The 18,103-nt window shown below is 33.0% G+C and carries 16 protein-coding genes and 2 pseudogenes; 13 read left to right on the top strand and 5 right to left on the bottom strand.

Features of this window, described 5'->3' with window-relative positions:
• Positions 1–90: 90 nt before the first annotated feature.
• Positions 91–858, bottom strand: a complete 768-nt coding sequence (locus EQM05_RS10565; RefSeq protein ID WP_128750006.1) for an SDR family oxidoreductase — start codon at positions 856–858, stop codon at positions 91–93.
• A gap of 227 nt (positions 859–1,085) precedes the next feature.
• Between EQM05_RS10565 and EQM05_RS10560 the strand changes: the two genes are divergently transcribed.
• Positions 1,086–2,687, top strand: coding sequence for a GMC family oxidoreductase (locus EQM05_RS10560; RefSeq protein ID WP_128750005.1), 1,602 nt, complete (start codon positions 1,086–1,088; stop codon positions 2,685–2,687).
• A gap of 109 nt (positions 2,688–2,796) precedes the next feature.
• Here EQM05_RS10560 and EQM05_RS10555 read toward each other — a convergent pair whose 3' ends face one another.
• Positions 2,797–3,057, bottom strand: coding sequence for a hypothetical protein (locus EQM05_RS10555; protein ID WP_128750004.1), 261 nt, complete (start codon positions 3,055–3,057; stop codon positions 2,797–2,799).
• A gap of 302 nt (positions 3,058–3,359) precedes the next feature.
• Positions 3,360–4,613, bottom strand: a complete 1,254-nt coding sequence (locus EQM05_RS16215) for a transposase (protein WP_128749244.1) — start codon at positions 4,611–4,613, stop codon at positions 3,360–3,362.
• Between the two features lie 375 nt (positions 4,614–4,988).
• Here EQM05_RS16215 and EQM05_RS10545 point away from each other — a divergent pair, with 375 nt between their 5' ends.
• From EQM05_RS10545 to EQM05_RS10515, 7 genes and pseudogenes are all read left to right on the top strand, one after another.
• Positions 4,989–5,564 (top strand): restriction endonuclease subunit S, encoded by a 576-nt coding sequence (locus EQM05_RS10545; protein ID WP_128750003.1) that lies wholly within the window; start codon positions 4,989–4,991, stop codon positions 5,562–5,564.
• Positions 5,561–6,034: pseudogene (locus EQM05_RS10540) on the top strand (type I restriction endonuclease subunit R); the annotation flags it as partial. The gene EQM05_RS10545 and the pseudogene EQM05_RS10540, both read left to right, overlap by 4 nt.
• 81 nt (positions 6,035–6,115) lie before the next feature.
• The gene (locus EQM05_RS10535; RefSeq protein ID WP_128748678.1) at positions 6,116–6,424 is read left to right on the top strand and encodes a transposase; all 309 of its coding nucleotides are present in this window, start codon (positions 6,116–6,118) and stop codon (positions 6,422–6,424) included.
• Positions 6,400–7,365 (top strand): IS3 family transposase, encoded by a 966-nt coding sequence (locus EQM05_RS10530; RefSeq protein ID WP_128749104.1) that lies wholly within the window; start codon positions 6,400–6,402, stop codon positions 7,363–7,365. The genes EQM05_RS10535 and EQM05_RS10530 overlap by 25 nt, the downstream gene beginning before the upstream one ends.
• Positions 7,366–7,449: 84 nt before the next feature.
• A pseudogene (locus tag EQM05_RS10525) lies at positions 7,450–10,203 on the top strand (HsdR family type I site-specific deoxyribonuclease); the annotation flags it as partial.
• A 74-nt stretch (positions 10,204–10,277) separates the two neighbouring features.
• Positions 10,278–11,513 (top strand): restriction endonuclease subunit S, encoded by a 1,236-nt coding sequence (locus tag EQM05_RS10520; protein WP_128750002.1) that lies wholly within the window; start codon positions 10,278–10,280, stop codon positions 11,511–11,513.
• A 32-nt stretch (positions 11,514–11,545) separates the two neighbouring features.
• Positions 11,546–13,135 carry a type I restriction-modification system subunit M gene (locus EQM05_RS10515; protein ID WP_128750001.1) on the top strand — a complete coding sequence of 530 codons (1,590 nt, stop codon included), beginning with the start codon at positions 11,546–11,548 and terminating at the stop codon, positions 13,133–13,135.
• 103 nt (positions 13,136–13,238) lie between these two features.
• Here the strand turns inward: EQM05_RS10515 and EQM05_RS10510 are convergent, their stop codons facing one another.
• A complete protein-coding gene (locus EQM05_RS10510; protein ID WP_128750000.1) occupies positions 13,239–14,165 on the bottom strand; it encodes a site-specific integrase in 927 nt (308 codons plus the stop codon).
• 19 nt (positions 14,166–14,184) lie between these two features.
• Entirely contained in the window at positions 14,185–14,574 is a 390-nt protein-coding gene (locus EQM05_RS10505) for a hypothetical protein (protein WP_205694132.1), read from the bottom strand.
• Between the two features lie 606 nt (positions 14,575–15,180).
• On the opposite strand from EQM05_RS10505, the gene EQM05_RS10500 reads away from it, so the two are divergent.
• The 5 genes from EQM05_RS10500 to EQM05_RS10480 all read left to right on the top strand — a co-directional run bounded on the left by EQM05_RS10500 (position 15,181) and on the right by EQM05_RS10480 (position 17,980).
• The gene (locus EQM05_RS10500; RefSeq protein ID WP_128749998.1) at positions 15,181–15,561 is read left to right on the top strand and encodes a hypothetical protein; all 381 of its coding nucleotides are present in this window, start codon (positions 15,181–15,183) and stop codon (positions 15,559–15,561) included.
• Positions 15,536–16,756 carry an MFS transporter gene (locus EQM05_RS10495; RefSeq protein WP_243108046.1) on the top strand — a complete coding sequence of 407 codons (1,221 nt, stop codon included), beginning with the start codon at positions 15,536–15,538 and terminating at the stop codon, positions 16,754–16,756. The genes EQM05_RS10500 and EQM05_RS10495 overlap by 26 nt, the downstream gene beginning before the upstream one ends.
• Positions 16,757–16,883: 127 nt before the next feature.
• On the top strand, positions 16,884–17,276 hold the full coding sequence (locus EQM05_RS10490) for a hypothetical protein (RefSeq protein WP_128749996.1): 393 nt from the start codon (positions 16,884–16,886) through the stop codon (positions 17,274–17,276).
• Positions 17,277–17,300: 24 nt separating this feature from the next.
• Positions 17,301–17,486 (top strand): hypothetical protein, encoded by a 186-nt coding sequence (locus tag EQM05_RS10485; protein WP_128749995.1) that lies wholly within the window; start codon positions 17,301–17,303, stop codon positions 17,484–17,486.
• A gap of 80 nt (positions 17,487–17,566) precedes the next feature.
• Positions 17,567–17,980: a hypothetical protein gene (locus EQM05_RS10480; protein ID WP_128749994.1), complete on the top strand. Its 414-nt coding sequence runs from the start codon at positions 17,567–17,569 to the stop codon at positions 17,978–17,980.
• Positions 17,981–18,103 lie beyond the last annotated feature (123 nt).

Below are 18,103 nucleotides of genomic sequence, written 5' to 3'. Positions count from 1 at the left end.
GTTTATTATTTTAACTGCCTGTATAAAGGGAGCATATCAAAACTTCATAGGTTGGATTTTTGCATTATTTACTGCCTGTCTGTAAGATACTTAGATGGTTGTCCAACCACCATCAATTTGTAAAAGCTGACCTGTAGTGTAGCTGGAAAATTCGGAAGCAAAATAGATGATAGCCGTATCTAATTCTCCAGGGTTGCCAATTCTGCCCATAGGACAATATGTTTGAATAATTTTCTTTGCTTCATCACTATCAAGAGCAGCACTAGTCATCTCACTTGAAAAATAAGCTGGACCAATTGCATTCACCGTTACACCAGTTTTAGCCCATTCATTTGCTAAAGACTTGGTTAACATCAAAACGCCGCCTTTTGTAGTGCCATATGCTGACAAATGGAATCCAGTCATAGAAACAGTAGAATGGATGGAACCTAAGTTGATAATTCTGCCATAATGTGCTGGAATCATATACTTAGCTGCTTCTCGTGAGAAGAAATAAACTTGATTTAAATTGGTATCCATCATTTTTTTCCAATTCTCATTTGTAATATCTGTTGCAGCGTCAAAAATAGCAAGTCCTGCATCATTAATTAAGATATCTATTTTGCCATAATGTTCAGCTGTATCTTTTACAGTAGCTGCAATTTCATCAGGATGCGTAACATCACATTTGTGAATATAGCATTTTGATCCAATTGCTTCAATTTCCTTCTTGACTTCTTCCAAACGGTTCATGCGACGAGCGCAAAGAGCAATATCAGCGCCCTGATTTGCCAATGCTTTTGCAAATTGTACACCAAGACCGGAAGAGCCTCCTGTAATCAGTGCAACTCTACCTGTCAAATCGAAATAATTTTTCATAATGAACCTCCTCATTAACAAAAAATTAATATAATGTATATGTCTATCAGTTAATTAACATTTTACCACTATGTTCCGACATTAGTCAAACTATTTTGAAAATAATTTTGAGCAGAAAAGGATTTGATTCTGGAGCAGGAGGACATCAAAGTTCTTTATTTATAATGGTAACATCTTCATGTCCTGGAACATAATATACAGAGTAGAACCTATTATGGAGAATTTAAATGAATCAAAGTGAAAGGAATAAACTAATATTTGATTATGTAGTAGTAGGAACAGGACCTGCGGGTGCTGTTATTGCTAAAAAACTTACAGACGATAATAGAACGTCGGTACTTATTTTAGAAGCAGGGGATAACAATAGTGATGAAATTCCAGTTAGGGATTCCCTGTATGCCCCGCCATTTATTTTAAGGAATAATTATTCCGCGCAATATTATTGGCCAGGAAAAGGTATGCCTCAAAAATATGTAAATTTTCGCTCTTTTCCATGGACAGGGGGGCGAACCCTAGGCGGTACTTCCTCGGTTAACAATCAACAGTATGTAAGACCTTCAAAGGCCAATATGAAACAGTGGGAGGACCTACTTGGCCCACTTTGGTCTCCGAAGCAAGAGACAGCTGAATTTTCAAAACTGGAGTGCTATAACGGTATGACCAGTAACCCCAATGCACGGGGATTCAATGGAAGATTAGATATTAGACAGACACCTGCGCACCCAACCAGTATGGTTGAAAAATTGGTTCTGGCTATGGAAAGGGCTACTGGTTTTCCAAGGATTCTGGACTATAATGATCCGTGCACTCCAATTGGGCCTTTTACAAGCTGGCAGCTCTATCAGATGCCTAATGGTGTCCGAGAAAGTTCAGATACAGCATTTTTGTCACCAGATATTGTGAACCAATGCGGCCAAGGGGTGGGAGGAAGAAGATTAATATTATCTTTAAATTCAATGGCACAGCGTATAATTTTCAATAATGAAAAATGTGCAATAGGCGTTGAATTCGTCAAAGAAGGAAAATGTATTTGTGCCTATGCCCGCAGAAAAGTCATTATATCTGCTGGAATTAGAAGTCCCCAGCTGCTAATGCTTTCTGGAATTGGGCCATCAAAGATTCTAAAACAAGCTGGTGTTCCCGTTATATGCCATAACCCTAATGTTGGCAGACATCTGACAACCCACGCTGTTAATATGGCAACTTTCACAACAAATCCACATGATAAAGCATTACCAGATAATGATCCATTTGCACTATATTCCGGCGGGGCCTTTTTACCGGATCCAACTCCTGGAGCAGACCAGTGCCGCCGTGGAGTACAGATTATTGGGCTGGCTGGTGAAAATAACACATTAAATATTGCCTTTTATCTCACAGAGCCTAAAGCTAAGGGATCCTTAGTAATTCAAAACAATGATCCATTAAAGATGTCACTTGCAGATGAAGGATTTTTGAATCATCCAGATGATATTGCAGCCATAAAAAATGTTTTTAAAGTATATATTAAAAATATTGCAGCAGAACTCTCAAGAATTGATTCATGCTATAGGCTTGTTTCACCAACACCTGAAGCCATTGATGATGATCAAAAGCTTGAGGCGTTTATAAAGGAAAACCTGGATGCAACACACCATGTACAGGGCACACTGCGAATGGCACCTAATGCGGAGTGTGGAGTTGTAGATGCTTCAGGACACGTTTTTGGGGTAAAGAATTTGATTGTTGCAGATGATTCCATTGCACCATTTGTTTCAGATGGTAATACCTCGGCTCCATCCTTCTTTATCGGTGCAAACATTGCTGATCAATTAATGAAATTTTCATAATATATAAATTAATATGTTCCCTCAGATTAATAGTTTGAGGGAACCTTTTATCCTTTTTCTGACTTTACAGAAATTTATCCATAGCACCTGCTATTTTTAAAATATATAATTATTTTACTCTTTTTAAAATGATTTCTTTATGCTTTGAAACTTCTTCTTCTATCCTTGTGAGTTTTTCAGAATTTTGTTTGTAACCATCAAATAAAGCATCAAGCTTTCTGCCATGGTCTTGCTCAATATGAAGCACAGTTTTGCTTAACTTATTAATATTTTCTGTGTTACTTTTAACTTCTTTTTTTAAGTCATCCTGCCCTGCTTTTAAGTCTGCATACATTTTTGTCATCAAATCAAATAATTTTTCATTATCCATGGTCACAGCTCCTCTAATTTATAGAATATAGAACTTAAATACTATAATATTAATGTAGTTTTTAAGTTGGCTTCACTATTTATATCATTATACCCAAATTAGGCAGCATTATCAATGATAATATATTATGCCCAGAGATTTCGCATCTAAATTCCAGTAAAAGATTTACTTTTACTGGAATTGTATTTTATTGTACTTTCTTACATGGCTGGTAAATCAACAGACCGATATGTCGAAAAAATAGTTATAATTACCCTTACCCTAAGAAATTTTAATAATCGATTTCCAATTTTATTTTTATATTAAGTCTTTTTAAATATTGGATTATTCCAGTTGTCATCTATAGTAAATCTTTCATCTTTTATATCTTCAATAATATCTATTTGAAGCATCCGTTTCTTTCTAAAACCTCTGATACATCTAAAAAAATATAACTGCATCAGATTAAACGCTATAATTATAAACATCAGTACTGTCTCTACGCCCGTAGGGCTATGAAGAAAGCAATGATCTAAATGCCATTCTGTTTTAAGCTGATGAAAGGCATTATTTTCTATATCCCACCTCTTGTGCATTATCTTCCACAAGGTTTCTACTGAGGCAAATTTGTCTGTTGTTATAATCCAGCCTTCTTTAATTTCTACCTTATCTCCAGTATGAATTTCTTCTATAAACCTTATAAATCTAACTTTGATAGTCGGATCTGATATTTCAAAATTATCTTCATCCCAAGCTTTAATTTTGGTATAGTCTTTACTTCCCTGCTTTACAATCCATTTCTTATCAGCCTCACGGCGCTTAAATAGAGCTAATGCATCCTTTACAATGAGAAGACGCTCATCTTTAACTCTTACTACTGCATTCATTCCTATTGAAAGGACTTCTTTTATCCAAGTAGATTTACAATATAAAGCATCAGCTACTATAATATCGGCAAAATGGTGATATTTACGATATAATTTTTTTATTAATCTTATACCTCCGGTGATTTCACCTTCATCTTTATTCGAACTATCTTTCTTAGGTTCAAGCATTTCTTGTCCTAAAATAACATGGGGATCCGAACCTACGGTAATACAAACTACAGATCTGTGGAAATGACGAGTAGTGCCATCCTTATTCTTTCGTGAAAGACATTTGTCACAAAATTTTTTAGCACTTTCAAATAATTCTACACCATCTACAGCAACTACCTTTAAGCCATCTATGGTACCATTTCTAAATATCTTATTTTTTATCGTAGTTCTAATTATACTATCATGAATATTTTTCAAACCATTCAAATCAAAATCACTTAAGCAGCGCCTAACGGCATCAATGTGAATCATTTTAGTGTTTTTAGGTAATACTTTTTTAAATTTACCTTTTTTAAGCCAATGCTCTAACCTGTTGAAACTTCTTATTTGAAGCATAAATCCAAACAAAACTACAAAGGTGATTGTTGAAATTTTTACTAGAGATTTTATCTTTTTATCCTCTAAGGTATTGATTTTTTCACCTATATCGTATACTTTATTAATATAGGTGAGCATTTGTTTTAAATAACTTTTATTCATCTTAAGGCATCCTTTCTATTGTGTTGTGCAAAACTATTATAAAAAGGATGCTTTTATTATGCAAATTTTTTTTATAATTTCCAGTAGAAATCGGATTTTACAATGTTTTTATTAAATACTAGCAAATCAATATAAATCAGCGGGCTGCGCCCTAAAACTTTTTTAGGTGCTAAACTTCTGTATTATGCCTTAATTTGTATGTGTGCCGGTAAACTAAATTAGATAATCAGTTAAGGGCTCTCATTAAAACATGCTTGAGTAGAATTAAAAATGTAATTTTTTAAAATTACATTTTTAATAGTTGCAATAAAATTCCTTTTGCGATATTATTACATCATAGCAAATAAAGTTAATTTTGGAAAGGCACAATATCTTATGAAAAAGTTGAGTGAGTTGGTTGAGTTAGTAAGTGGATCACCTCAGTTTAGAATTATTGAAATGTTTGACGAGAAAACACCGCTTTTTACTTATTATAGTCAAACAGATTTAACAGATGATTTGGCAGATATTATTTCAAAGGATGTGGACAACAAACAAGTGAGAACCAATGATAAAGTAAATACCTTATGTCGTGGTGATGTGGTGTTTAGTTTAATTACTGGAATTGCAGCCATGGTGGGAAAAGAGCATGAGGGATATCTTTATACGCAAAACTATGTTAAGTTATTACCTATACATAATATTGATTCAAAGTTTTTGGTTTATCTTATTAATGAAAACAAAACAATCAGGAAACAGCTTATGATTGGACTGCAAGGCTCGCAGGTTTTAAAATATACACTTAAGCAGCTTAAAGAACTTAAAATACCGAAAATACCTTCCATAGATAAGCAGGAAATTATAGGACAAGTCTATTTTAATCAGTTAAGACTGCAGGCCATTAGAAATAGAGCAGCAGAACTTGAAACAAAAATAATATTATCCAAGTTAGAGGGGGCAAGTGAGAAATGAATGAAGAACAATTTGAAACTGAACTAATACAATATATTACCAGTGGAACCATAACCAAACCTGAGCACATAGAAGGAATCAGTGGCTCTATGGTTAGTGAAAGACCTGCTGATTACGGTGTAAAAAAGAAATTGTGGAAGTATGAAGCAAAAATTAAAACTACAGATCAGCTTTGGGACAACTTCAAAGAGATTCTTGAAAGTCACAATCAGAATACACTTGATCATCCGCTAAGTACTGTGGAATTTAATCAGGTTAAAAAGATTATATCTAATATTCAAACACCATATGAAGCTGGACAATTTTTATATGGACTTAATGGTGTATCACAAATCGAAATTGATTTAGATGACGGCCGTCATGTGTTTTTAACAGTTTTCGACCAAAAACAAATTGGTGCAGGAGATACAGTGTATCAAGTAGTTAATCAAATTGAACGTCCTGCAATTATCACAGGTAAACAAGATCGCCCTCTTAAGCCCCTTAATTGATTTGGACAATCTACGAACCTTTAGCTAAAATAATATTAGAAGCTTAAGGAGGAAGAATTAATGAAAGGTAGCTGTTATTCAAAAGAGATTAAGGAGCAGGTGTTAAAAGAAGTAGGCGAAACGGGTAACATGACGTTGGTTGCAAGAAATCATAATATACCATCTACAACCATTAATACATGGGTAAAAAAGAAAAAGGATGCTGCTAAAGCTGGCTTTGCCAGGGGCCCAAAATCAAGTAACTTTAATTCAATTAATTCTAATAAAGAAATAGAAAAAGAAAATGATTTATTGAAAAAAACGCTTGGTGAAAAAGACCTTGAAATAGCAATTTTAAAGGACTTATTAAAAAAAAAGAGCTTTCTATAGATGATAGATTTCAGGTAGCCAGGCATTATATAAGGCAAGGTTATAAAATAACGTTAGTGCTGAAATACGCTGGTTTAAGCCGATCTACATATTACTATCATGTCTCAAGTGAAAATAAAGTTAAGGTGAAGCCAGAGAATGTTGGAAGACCTATTGTAGGATATTCTATTACAACAAGTGGTAAAAAGATATGTGATGAAGAGATTAAAGACAACATTATGGAGCTAATCCAGGGTGATGCTTTCTTCTATGGCTATCATAAAATTACCCACGATTTGATGAAAGAATACAACCTGATTATTAATCATAAGAAGGTGTACAGGCTGTGTAAAGAACTCAATATACTCAAGAAACAAAGAGTTATCAAGCCTCATGTTAAAAGCTCAATATCAGTCAATAGGATAGTTAAAAAGTCAAACGAACTCTGGGAGGCAGACATCAAATATGGTTATATTATTGGTGAAGATAAGTTTTTCTTTGTATTGTCAGTAATAGATGTTTTTGATAGATCCATAATCGATTATTACATGGGCTATAGATGTACAGGCTCAGATGCAGCAAGCTTAATAAGACGCTGCCTGATTAGGAGAGATCTGCTTGACAGTGAAGGCAAGCCAGTCATTAGGACTGATAATGGCCCACAGTTTATCAGTAATATATTTGAAGGAAGCTGTAAAGATATAAACATTTATCATGAAAGGATTCCAAGCAGAACTCCCAATAAAAATGCTCATATTGAGTCTTTCCACAGGATCTTTGAAGATGAATGCATAGGTATATATGAATTTGATAGTTACAAGGATGCATATGCAGAAGTAGCAAGGTTTATGAAAAGATACAACACTAGGAGGCTTCACTCAAGCCTTAAATACAAAACTCCAAATGAGTTTTATATACAGAATATGGGGAAAGAAATTGAAAGTATGGCAATTCATTTATAGTTGGATGGGAGTTTTGATAAATAATTTTAAAATATTAAGATATTCGTAGCTTTGGTAAGATTTTGTCCAAAATAAAGGGGCCAATCCGGTAAACAAGATCGCCGTTTTGATACCACACTTCTCATTAATGGGCTGCCTATTATACAAATTGAAGAAAAACGTGATACACATGATGTTAATGAAGCACTAAATCAAATGCATCAATATTCTGAAGAAAACCAATACGGTGATATTTTTTCAACTTTGCAGATATTGGTTGCAATTACACCAAATAACGTGAAGTATATGGCAAATACCACCCCGGATAAGTTTAATAAGGACTTTGCTTTTAACTGGCAGCGTAAAAGTGATAATACCATTGTACGTAATTGGAAAGAGTTTGCCGATTCCATGTTAAGTATTCCAATGGCTCATCAGATGGCTACTAATTATATGATTCTGGATGGCACAAAAAACAAACAAACCTTAAAGGTAATGCGTCCATATCAGGTATATGCTACTCAGAAAGTAATTGAAAGTTTAAAGCAGGTTGATTTTGAACTTGGCACAAATAAAGTAGGTTATATTTGGCATACCACTGGTTCTGGTAAAACTATAACCAGTTTTAAAACAGCATGGCTTGCAAGCCGTATGCCAAAAGTTGATAAAGTTATCTTCGTAGTAGATAGAATTGCTTTAACGAAACAAACAAATGAAAATTACAGGGCCTATGATCCAGATGCTGGTGAAGATACCATTGGCAGCGTTCAAAATACTTATAATACTAATGACCTGAGCCGTAAACTAAAAAGTAAAGATAATAATATAATTGTTACTTCTGTTCAAAAACTTGATACCTTGGTGAAACGTAAATCTTTTAAATCACCTGATAAAAATATTGTATTTATAGTGGATGAGGCACACCGTTCAACTGGCGGCGAAAGTTTTGAAAATATACAAAAGTCTTTTAAGAGATCTGCATGGGTTGGTTATACAGGAACTCCAATGTTTGAAGAAACTACTACTGGGTTAAGAACAGAAGATATTTTTGGACCATTATTACACGCCTATACCATTCGTGAAGCAATTGCAGATAGAAATGTTTTAGGCTTTAAAGTGGATTTTGAAACAACCATTGATGAAAAACAAATGAAATTAAGATATCTGCCAGATTTCTACAGGGAACATTATCCCAAGTGGACTGAAAAGCAGATTCAAGAGAAAATTTGCAATCTAAGCCAGGAAGATATGGATGATGCAGTTGAACCAAGTTTCTATGATGAAAATCCAGACCATATAAGGTTAGTAGTTGAAGATATTTTCAGGAACTGGCGAAATCGTTCAAACCAGGGTAAGTATAATGCCCTGTTTACCACCCATGTGGGAGGTGGGAAAGCCAGTACCCCAATGGCAATGATGTATTTCAATGAATTTCAGCGGGTAAATGAAGAGAATAAGAAAAATGGCGGGCAGATATTAAAAGTAGCAGTTACATTTAGCCAAAATTCATCTAATAATGATAGTATGCTTGTCACCAATGAAGGTTTGCATGATGCTATTAAAGCTTATAACAAAGAATTTGGTACAAGCTTTGGCATGGATGATGTAGCAGGATATACGCAAGATGTTACTAGTCGTTTGAATAAAACTGCTACAGACAAGAAATTCTTAGATATTGTAATTGTGGTGGACCAGCTTTTGACTGGATTTGATGCGCCGGAACTTAATACTCTTTATATGGATAGAACACTTAAAGGGGCTGGACTTATTCAAGCCTATTCAAGAACAAACCGTATTGCTGATATGCAGGAAAAACCTTGGGGGCATATTGTAAATTATCGCTGGCCTGCTCAGAATGAGAAGCTGATGAATGAGGCTCTGGCAGTTTATGCTAATAAGGATTCAGCAGATTTATCAGATGATGAAAAGCGTAAATCTAACCAAAATGCTGGTATTATAGCTAAATCCTTTGAAGATATATTTAAAGAAGTTAAAAAGGTTGTTGAGAAATTGGACAGCTTAACTGATAATTTTAAACAATTGCCATATTCTGAGAAGCAAAAAGAATATATGTTTGATTTGATGCATGATTATAATGCTGGTATGGCTAAGTTAAAACAATATGCACCTGAAAAAGTTAATGGAAATGCAGTAGGTTTCAATTATGATAATCCTGATGAGTTAGTTGAAAAACTAGGAATGACAAGTGAAAAGGAAAATATGCTTACTACAGTTTTAACAAATGAGCTTAAACAATATATGTCAAAAAAGAAGAAAATCCCTTTTAATCAAATTGAATTAAGAATGACTCATGTGAAGGATGTTAAAATAGATTATGATTATTTAACTGAATTGGTAGAACAATTATTAAACCAGGTGCATGAGGGCAGGAACCAGGAAGCACAAATTACCAGAGAGAAAATTAATCAATTTGCCAATGGATTGGAAGACAGAAATTACGCTGCCAAGGTTATAAATGCAGCAATTGCCATTATCAAAGGGCATTTTCCTCCTAGAGGCTTTGATCTTAAATATCCGGTTAAATTGAAGGATAGTGAACAGATTATTCAGGCAGCTAACAATGTGAGTCTTGATAGAATGTTCCTGGATTTTCGAGTGGAATGGGGAATTACAGATATTATAACTAGTGCTCAGATGCGTGAATTATTCAGCCGCCATCGCTATGGTATGCAGGATTTAGATGATACTGGTCAAATCCGGGATATAATTGCTAAGGCAAGCGTGGATTATAAGATGTTAGCGCATAACCAAGATATACAATCCTTGTCTAAAATCAAGTACCGTAATGGTTTGCGTGAAGCAATTTATGAATTGGCTGATGATCAGGCTGAAAGTTAAATTATAACTAATGACACTTTAAAATTAATTATTGAACTGTGGATTATCAATTGACAGTTAAGATAGGAGATAAAATGAATAAGAATAAAGGGAATGTACCTAAAATAAGGTTTCCAGGGTTTACCAGCCCTTGGGAACAGCGTAAGTTAGGAGATATGGGAAAAACATTTACTGGTTTATCAGGGAAAACGAAGGATGATTTTGGGCATGGAGGTGCAGAATTTGTAACTTATATGAATATTTTTAGTAATTCTCTAACTAATACTGACCAAATAGAAAAGGTTGAAATAGATGAGAGGCAAAATGAAGTTGAATATGGAGATATCTTTTTTACAACTTCTTCAGAGACACCAGAAGAAGTTGGCATGTCTTCCGTTTGGCTTGGAAATAAGCCAAATGTTTACCTTAATAGCTTTTGCTTTGGATATAGACCTACGAAAAAATTAGATCCATATTACATGGCGTATATGCTACGATCTCCAGATGTTAGAAAGAAATTTTTATTTTTAGCCCAAGGAATTTCTAGATATAATATTTCTAAAACAAAGGTAATGGAACTATCCGTTCCTATTCCAAAGGTGGAAGAACAAATAGTTATAGGACAATTTTTCAACCAACTTAGTGATCTTATAACCCTTCATCAGCGTAAGTTAAATCACCTGCAAGATAAGAAGAAAGGTTTGTTACAAAAAATGTTCCCGAAAAGTGGACAATGCTTTCCAGAACTTCGCTTTCCGGGATTTACTGACCCTTGGGAACAGCGTAAGGTTGGGGATTTGGGAAATATCATAACAGGATCAACACCGCCTACAAATGATCTATCAAATTATGGTGGAGAATATTTATTTGTTAGTCCAGCAGATATTCAGGGTGCTAGATATGTTGAAAATACAAATACTACTTTAAGCGAAAAAGGATTTCGTATGAGTAGGATACTAAAAGAAGGATCTATTCTTTTCGTTAGTATTGGTTCAACAATTGGGAAAGTGGCTCAAACAAAGAGATTATCAGTAACAAATCAACAGATCAACGCAATAGAAGTTAATGATATTTTAGATAAAGATTTCATTTATTCATTAATGGAGACCAAAGCTAAAACTATAAAAGGACTTGCAGCTACTCAAGCAGTTCCTATTGTGAATAAAACTTCTTTTACTGATGTAGATGTTTATATTCCAGAAAACTTAAAAGAACAATCTCAGATTGGAAAGGTTTTTAAACAGCTTGACAATCTTATTACCCTTCATCAGCGGAAGTTAAGCCATCTGCAAGAACTAAAGAAAGCATTACTACAACAGATGTTTGTATAAAATAATTTGAAAAAAGAAAGGAAATAAAAATAATGAGTAATAATTCACAAGAAATTACCAGCAAACTTTGGGCTATGGCGAATGAACTGCGTGGCACAATGGATGCATCAGAGTACAAAAACTATATCTTAGCATTCATGTTTTATCGATACCTTTCGGAACATCAAGAGCAATATTTAGTGGAAAGTAATGTTATTGATGTTCTCGATGGGGGATCTATCAATGATGCTTACCTAAAACAAGCTGCAGGTGAAGATTTAAATGACTATTTACAAGATATTTCATCAAGTCTTGGGTATGCAATTGCACCAAATGATACATGGGAGTCTTTGATTAATAAAATTAATGATGCACAGGTTATCCCTAGTGACTACCAAACCATTTTTGATAATTTTAATAAAAATGCAGAATTAAATAAAGAAGCAGTGAAAGATTTTCGTGGTATATTCAACGATATTAATTTGGGAGATTCACGTCTTGGAAGTTCTACAAATGAACGTGCAAAATCGCTTAACAATATGGTTAAATTAGTTGATGGAGTTGAATACAAGGGAGATGATGGAAAAGATATTCTAGGTGAAATCTATGAATATTTAATTGGTCAATTTGCTGCAAGTGCCGGTAAAAAAGGCGGCGAATTCTATACGCCTCATCAGGTAAGTAAGATTTTAGCTAAAGTAGTCACCAGCGGTGTAGAAAAATCAGATGATTTCTTCAATGTATATGATCCCACAATGGGTTCAGGTTCATTACTGCTTACTGTTGGACAAGAACTGCCTAATGGTACTCCTATTAAGTATTTTGGCCAGGAGCTGAATACAACAACTTATAATCTGGCACGTATGAACCTGATGATGCATGATGTACCTTATAATAATATGACACTGAATAATGCTGATACTTTGGAAAACGATTGGCCGGATGGACCAGATGAAAAAGGCATTGATCACCCACGCAGTTTTGATGCAGTAGTTGCAAATCCACCATATTCTGCAAAATGGGATAATGATGAAACAAAATTAAAAGATCCACGTTTTAGTGATTATGGAAAATTAGCACCAGCCTCAAAAGCTGATTATGCCTTTATATTGCACAGTATATATCATTTAAATAACACTGGTACAATGGCTATTGTTTTGCCTCATGGCGTGCTGTTTCGAGGTGCAGCAGAAGGTAAAATTCGTCAAACTCTCATTGAAAAAAATTATCTTGACACGGTTATAGGTTTGCCAGCTAACTTATTTTATGGGACAAGTATACCAACAATCATTTTGGTATTTAAGAAGAATCGTAAAACCAAGGATATATTATTCATTGATGCAAGCAATGATTTTGAAAAGGGTAAGAATCAAAATAACTTAAACAATGAAAATATAGATAAGATCATTAATACTTTTAAGAAACGTAAAGATGTTGATAAATATGCTCATGTGGCATCAATTGAGGAAATTAGGGAAAATGAGTTTAACCTGAATATTCCACGTTATGTTGATACTTTTGAAGAAGAAACTCCAATTGATTTGGGAGAGGTAAATAAGCAGTTAGAACAAGATAATAAGGAAATCGCAGAACTTGAAGCTGAAATTAATGAACAATTGAAGATTTTGGGAGTGAAAAATTAGATTTGTTGGCAGTGGGAAAGTGATACATTCACTTTCCCGCATTTGCTCCAGGTACAGCGTGAGGCAATTTTCCATAATGGTTACTAGTTAATCTAATTCTCTCTTAACTTAATTCTGACAATGAACGCATAACCAAATCTATATCCTTATTTTCAAGTTCCTGAATAATATGTAAATAGGTTTTTTGGGTTGTTGTCATACTAGCATGCCCTAACCTTCTTGCAACACTTGCAATTGATACACCAGCAAATAACAAAAGAGAGGCATGCGTATGGCGTAACCCGTGAATTGAAATTACTGGAACTTTTGCATTCTTACAGTGTCTTGTTAATATTTCATTAACAGTTGAATTATATACTTTGTTTCCTGTAAATATGGGTTTATCTTCTGGCAATCCCTTTAGTAACTCAGAAAACTGAATTACTGTTTGCCAGTCTATTTGTACTTTTCGTACAGAGGATTGATTTTTTGTTGGAAGAAAGCCGCCATTTCCTTTGTAATCCCATGTTTTACTAATTGAAAGCATCTGATGTGAAAAATCAAAATCTTTAGGGGTAAGTGCTAATGCTTCCGAAAAGCGCATCCCGGTTTTTGCAACTAATAGTATAAGCCAATCCCAGCTTACTTCAGACTTTAAATCAAGACTGCTTAATAGAGTATGCAGCTCAAACTGATTCAGGTACTTTGTCTTTTTATTTTTTGGAGTTTTTCCTTTGATTATTGCTTTTAGCGTGGGATCCCTATCAATTAGGCCTTCATCCACTGCATCCAAAATTGCAGCTTTTAATTGATGATGAAAATCCATTGTTGTTTGACGCTCATGCCACGCAGCATATTCATTAAGTAATTGCTGGTAAGTTATACGATTCAAATCGCAAATCATAAGGTTTGGAATGAGTTTTTCAAGCCACTTTTCTGTCATAAGATATTTATCCATAGTTACTTTTCTTATAGCACCATCTTTGTATACTGTAATCCATTGTGCATAATATTGGTAAAATAAATCAGTCCCTTTTATTTTTTCTAACATTATATGTTAATTCCTCCTTTTAATTTATGGAAAATTGCTTACGCTGATGAAGGGTGATAAGGTTATTTAGCTGTTGAAAAAGCTCACTAATTTTCTTTTGTTCTACAATATCAAATGGGTAAAAGATAACTGTATCTTGCAATGCTGATTTGGAAATAGATGACACCTTGGTTCCTTGCATTAATCGTAAAAGCTGAGTATGATATGCAGAAGAATTCATAAAATATCCAAGGTATCCTGATGCAAAAGATAATGTTGGTCTACATGGAATTGTATGTAGTCCAGAAATGACTATTTCTTCGCCTACATTTACCAATTCTGTGCACTTTCCAACCGTTTCATCTTCCGCTGCATCAGCAATAATTACATCCCCATTTTTCAATTTTGATGACCTGAATTTGTTTACCATAGCACCATCTGTAATATACGGTATTTCATCTTTTTCGACGTCTAGTAATTCTCCAAATTTGATTAGAACATCCCCGTAATGTACGTTTTTAGCTAGACCAGAATTGTAATTCAATTCAGATCTAGCTAAAGTATTATGTGGTATATTTGTAAATACATTGCTATACTTACGCTGTTCCCAAGCATAAGCTAATCATTTAAATAAGATCTTGCCTGTCTAATTCTTTCCGAAATAATTAAATATGGGTGCAAATCAGTAATTGGAATAATGTACCTATTTTCTTAGTATAACCATATATTAGAATTTGGTTACTATATAATTTCATTTAGTAAATCGCTATTTAAGCGAGCAAAAATACTGATGCTTCTACAGTTTTTTGAGAAGCTTAAATAGCTGATTTACTTTGAAATCTATATAGTATTTTTAACTCAGAATTATTTCTAACAGGTATGTTTTGCCAATGATATGTATCTGCATCTAGCGTCCACCACACTAAGATGAGTAAGCAAAAAAGAAATAGTGAAGAAATAGATGCTTTTTTAGTACAACTTCCTCGAATTGCATGGTATACTATGGATATCACATTAAGGAGAAAATAAAAAATATATGAGAACTAACATAAAAAAAGCTTTATTTTTTGTAGGTACAATCTGGACTGTAATTGTATTATTTATTGTTTATAAAAATATTAAATTTCCTTTTGCTTTTCAATTTGTAATAGGTTGGTTAGTATTTTTATTGGTACTATTTGTAAAGTCTATAATCTCTGCATTTTTTAATATTAAAAAATTAAAAGGAAGTATAGTGAGAAAAATAATATTAAGATTTATCATTAGTTCCTTTGTTATCTGGGGCTTGACTGTTTTATTTATTTACATAACTAAAGGTGAATTAAGAATGACGGATAAAATTATTAGTTCCATAGCTATTTCCTTTGGTTCAACTATTGGAAGTTTGGCATTTGAAAAAAAGAATAATGATTATTAAACATATGAAAAGTATATATAAAAATTCAAATTTGATTATTTATTTAATTGGTATATTTGTGTCAGGTATTGGGACAAAACTTACGACTATAGCATTATCTGATAAAGTGCTGAGGCTTACTGGAAATGATTTTAATGTAAGTTTGGTTTTTATGCTTCAAAGTATACCCATTTTAATTTTTGGTATGTTAGCTGGTAATGTAGTAGATAAGATTAATAAGAAAGCAGCCTTTATAATAATTAATATTATTTTTGCTTTTACTTCTTTTACTTTTGCTTTAACTTATAATAAACTTATTATTTTTTCTATTGTTCTTATAAATGGCATTATTCAAGCCTTTTACATTCCAGTTGAAACTTCTTTAATGCCATTATTAGTTGATAAAAAATATTTAACTCAAGCTAATGGCCTTAAAATGTCTATAAGTGGAATCATAATGATAGCTGGTTACGCATTTGCCGGTATTTTAATTAGTTTTACTGGAGATACTATAGCTTTTATTCTTGATGGGTTATCCTTTATATTTATAGCAATGATATCTATTTTTTTTAGTATTAATAAGGTTAATTTTATTAGTAATAGATATAATGAAACAAATTTAAAAAAAGATATAATTGATGGCTGGAATTTCATTAAGAATAACGAGAATGTAAAATATATGTTTTTCATTGACATAATTATCAACTTTATTATTTCAATGCAGACGCCGCTTACATATATTTTTGTAGAAAAATATTTAGGTGGAAGTATCCTGATGGCAAAAAGAACTGGACTTCTATTTTCCTTTGCAGGTATTGGCACAATATTTGGCGGAATAATACTTGGAAGTTTTAAAAATAGAAATAAGTTAATGCTCCTTTCAGTTTCTCTTGTTTTTGATAGTATGTTAGTTATAGCTTTTTCATTAAATAGGTATTTTCCTATTACTTTATTCATATTTGGAGGAATGGGAGTGGTTGGTGCATTTAACGGCAGCATTTTACAAACAGTTATTCAGGAAGAAACCCCGGGAAATTTACTGGGGCGTGTTTCAGGTTTTATTAATTCAATAGTTCAACCTGTAGGTGTAGTATCTATTCTAATAGGCGGTATTTGTGCTAATTTAATTGAAGTGAAATGGATTTTTATTTTCGGTGCATTATTAGAGCTGTTAACTGGATTATATTTTATTGGAAGATATAAAATTACAGCATGAGGGTTATATTAAAATAAAAAACTTGTACATGGAGTGATATGTGTGAAAGCAATGGAATTATTCCTATTATAGATGATAAGGCAAAATAAATTAATGTAAATAAGTTACATACTTTGGAGAAATAAATATGAGCGAAGAGAATTTCTTAAAAGAAGTCAAGAAATTCTGTAAAGGCTGCCTTAACGGAGATTATTATATTCAACCAGACTACAATGACTATTGGGACAGCTATAATGAAAAGGTTTTTAATGGCTGCAAATGGGCTGAAATCTTTACTAAAGACTTTAACCTGACTGTTATGTATTCAAGAAATGGTGACTATGATATTGCCTTTGATGCTTTTGAACATCTTTTTGAATGTATTTATAAAGCCAGTTATGATGAAAAGATTCTAGGCACAGAGTCACCTGAGAATTATATAGAAATTGACTGGAATGATGCTTTTGATCAGTATTATATCTGTATAAAAAATTGTATCAAAGATAAAATGGAAATGACAAATAAGGCCTTTGAAGTATGAATTAGTTTCGGTGAAAGATGCACTGTGCATATATTAGAACATATAGATGATTTGGAAAGCATAGAAAAAATTATTAGAAAAAATGCGGAGGATTCAAGCGACTGGACTTCGCAGCACTTGTTTTTTGAGCTTCTTAAAAATTTTTACGAAAGATATAACAGCGGGTTTGATGAGGTAAAAAGGACTATTATGCATCATCTTTACTTATAAGAATTTTATCTTACAAGGGATTCATGGAAAAACTTAAAAACTTTATAGAGGGGGCTACCGACTATTCTAGATATGATTATTTGAAATATGGCGCAAGAGCATTGGTTTACCGTGCACTTAAAGATGAGAAAGCAGAACCTGCTAATCTAAAGGAGTTTATGAAAGATATTGAAGATGAGAATATAGAAGGTATAGTTGATTTGAAAAGGCTGCAGGAAGATAACAGTAAAAGAGAATTCTATTTAAGAACGGCAATAAATTTTCTTAAAGAAATGGTTAGTTTTCATATAGAGGCTGCAAAAAGAACAAGGTATGAAAAAGCAGCCTATTATTGCAGTGTTATTAAAGATACATTAACACTCTTAAAACAATCGGAAGAATTTAATACTTATTATGATAATTTGATAAATGTTAACAGAAGAAGACCAGCATTGAAGGATGAGATGAAAAAAGGATTGGTAGATAAATTTATATTTTTATTTGACAATTTTTGAAAAGGAACAGCTTGGAATTATATGAACATTGCATAAATATTAATAAAATGGTAATAATAAAAATGTTATAATATCTAACAATTCTTGTTGCGAAAACAATCCGAATTGCATATAATAATAGTG

This window comes from Clostridium sp. JN-9 (genome assembly GCF_004103695.1).
GTDB lineage: Bacteria > Bacillota > Clostridia > Clostridiales > Clostridiaceae > JN-9.
The sequence above is the reverse complement of the archived record's forward strand: the minus strand, read 5'-3'. Positions and strand labels throughout refer to the sequence as shown.

What these genes read in the sequence shown, in the direction of transcription:
- EQM05_RS10565 (WP_128750006.1), bottom strand. Translation starts at nt 858, where the DNA reads ATGAAAAATTATTTCGATTTGACAGGTAGAGTTGCACTGATTACAGGA.
- EQM05_RS10560 (WP_128750005.1), top strand. Translation starts at nt 1,086, where the DNA reads ATGAATCAAAGTGAAAGGAATAAACTAATATTTGATTATGTAGTAGTA.
- EQM05_RS10555 (WP_128750004.1), bottom strand. Translation starts at nt 3,057, where the DNA reads ATGGATAATGAAAAATTATTTGATTTGATGACAAAAATGTATGCAGAC.
- EQM05_RS16215 (WP_128749244.1), bottom strand. Translation starts at nt 4,613, where the DNA reads ATGAATAAAAGTTATTTAAAACAAATGCTCACCTATATTAATAAAGTA.
- EQM05_RS10545 (WP_128750003.1), top strand. Translation starts at nt 4,989, where the DNA reads ATGAAAAAGTTGAGTGAGTTGGTTGAGTTAGTAAGTGGATCACCTCAG.
- EQM05_RS10535 (WP_128748678.1), top strand. Translation starts at nt 6,116, where the DNA reads ATGAAAGGTAGCTGTTATTCAAAAGAGATTAAGGAGCAGGTGTTAAAA.
- EQM05_RS10520 (WP_128750002.1), top strand. Translation starts at nt 10,278, where the DNA reads ATGAATAAGAATAAAGGGAATGTACCTAAAATAAGGTTTCCAGGGTTT.
- EQM05_RS10515 (WP_128750001.1), top strand. Translation starts at nt 11,546, where the DNA reads ATGAGTAATAATTCACAAGAAATTACCAGCAAACTTTGGGCTATGGCG.
- EQM05_RS10510 (WP_128750000.1), bottom strand. Translation starts at nt 14,165, where the DNA reads ATGTTAGAAAAAATAAAAGGGACTGATTTATTTTACCAATATTATGCA.
- EQM05_RS10505 (WP_205694132.1), bottom strand. Translation starts at nt 14,574, where the DNA reads ATGGTAAACAAATTCAGGTCATCAAAATTGAAAAATGGGGATGTAATT.
- EQM05_RS10500 (WP_128749998.1), top strand. Translation starts at nt 15,181, where the DNA reads ATGAGAACTAACATAAAAAAAGCTTTATTTTTTGTAGGTACAATCTGG.
- EQM05_RS10490 (WP_128749996.1), top strand. Translation starts at nt 16,884, where the DNA reads ATGAGCGAAGAGAATTTCTTAAAAGAAGTCAAGAAATTCTGTAAAGGC.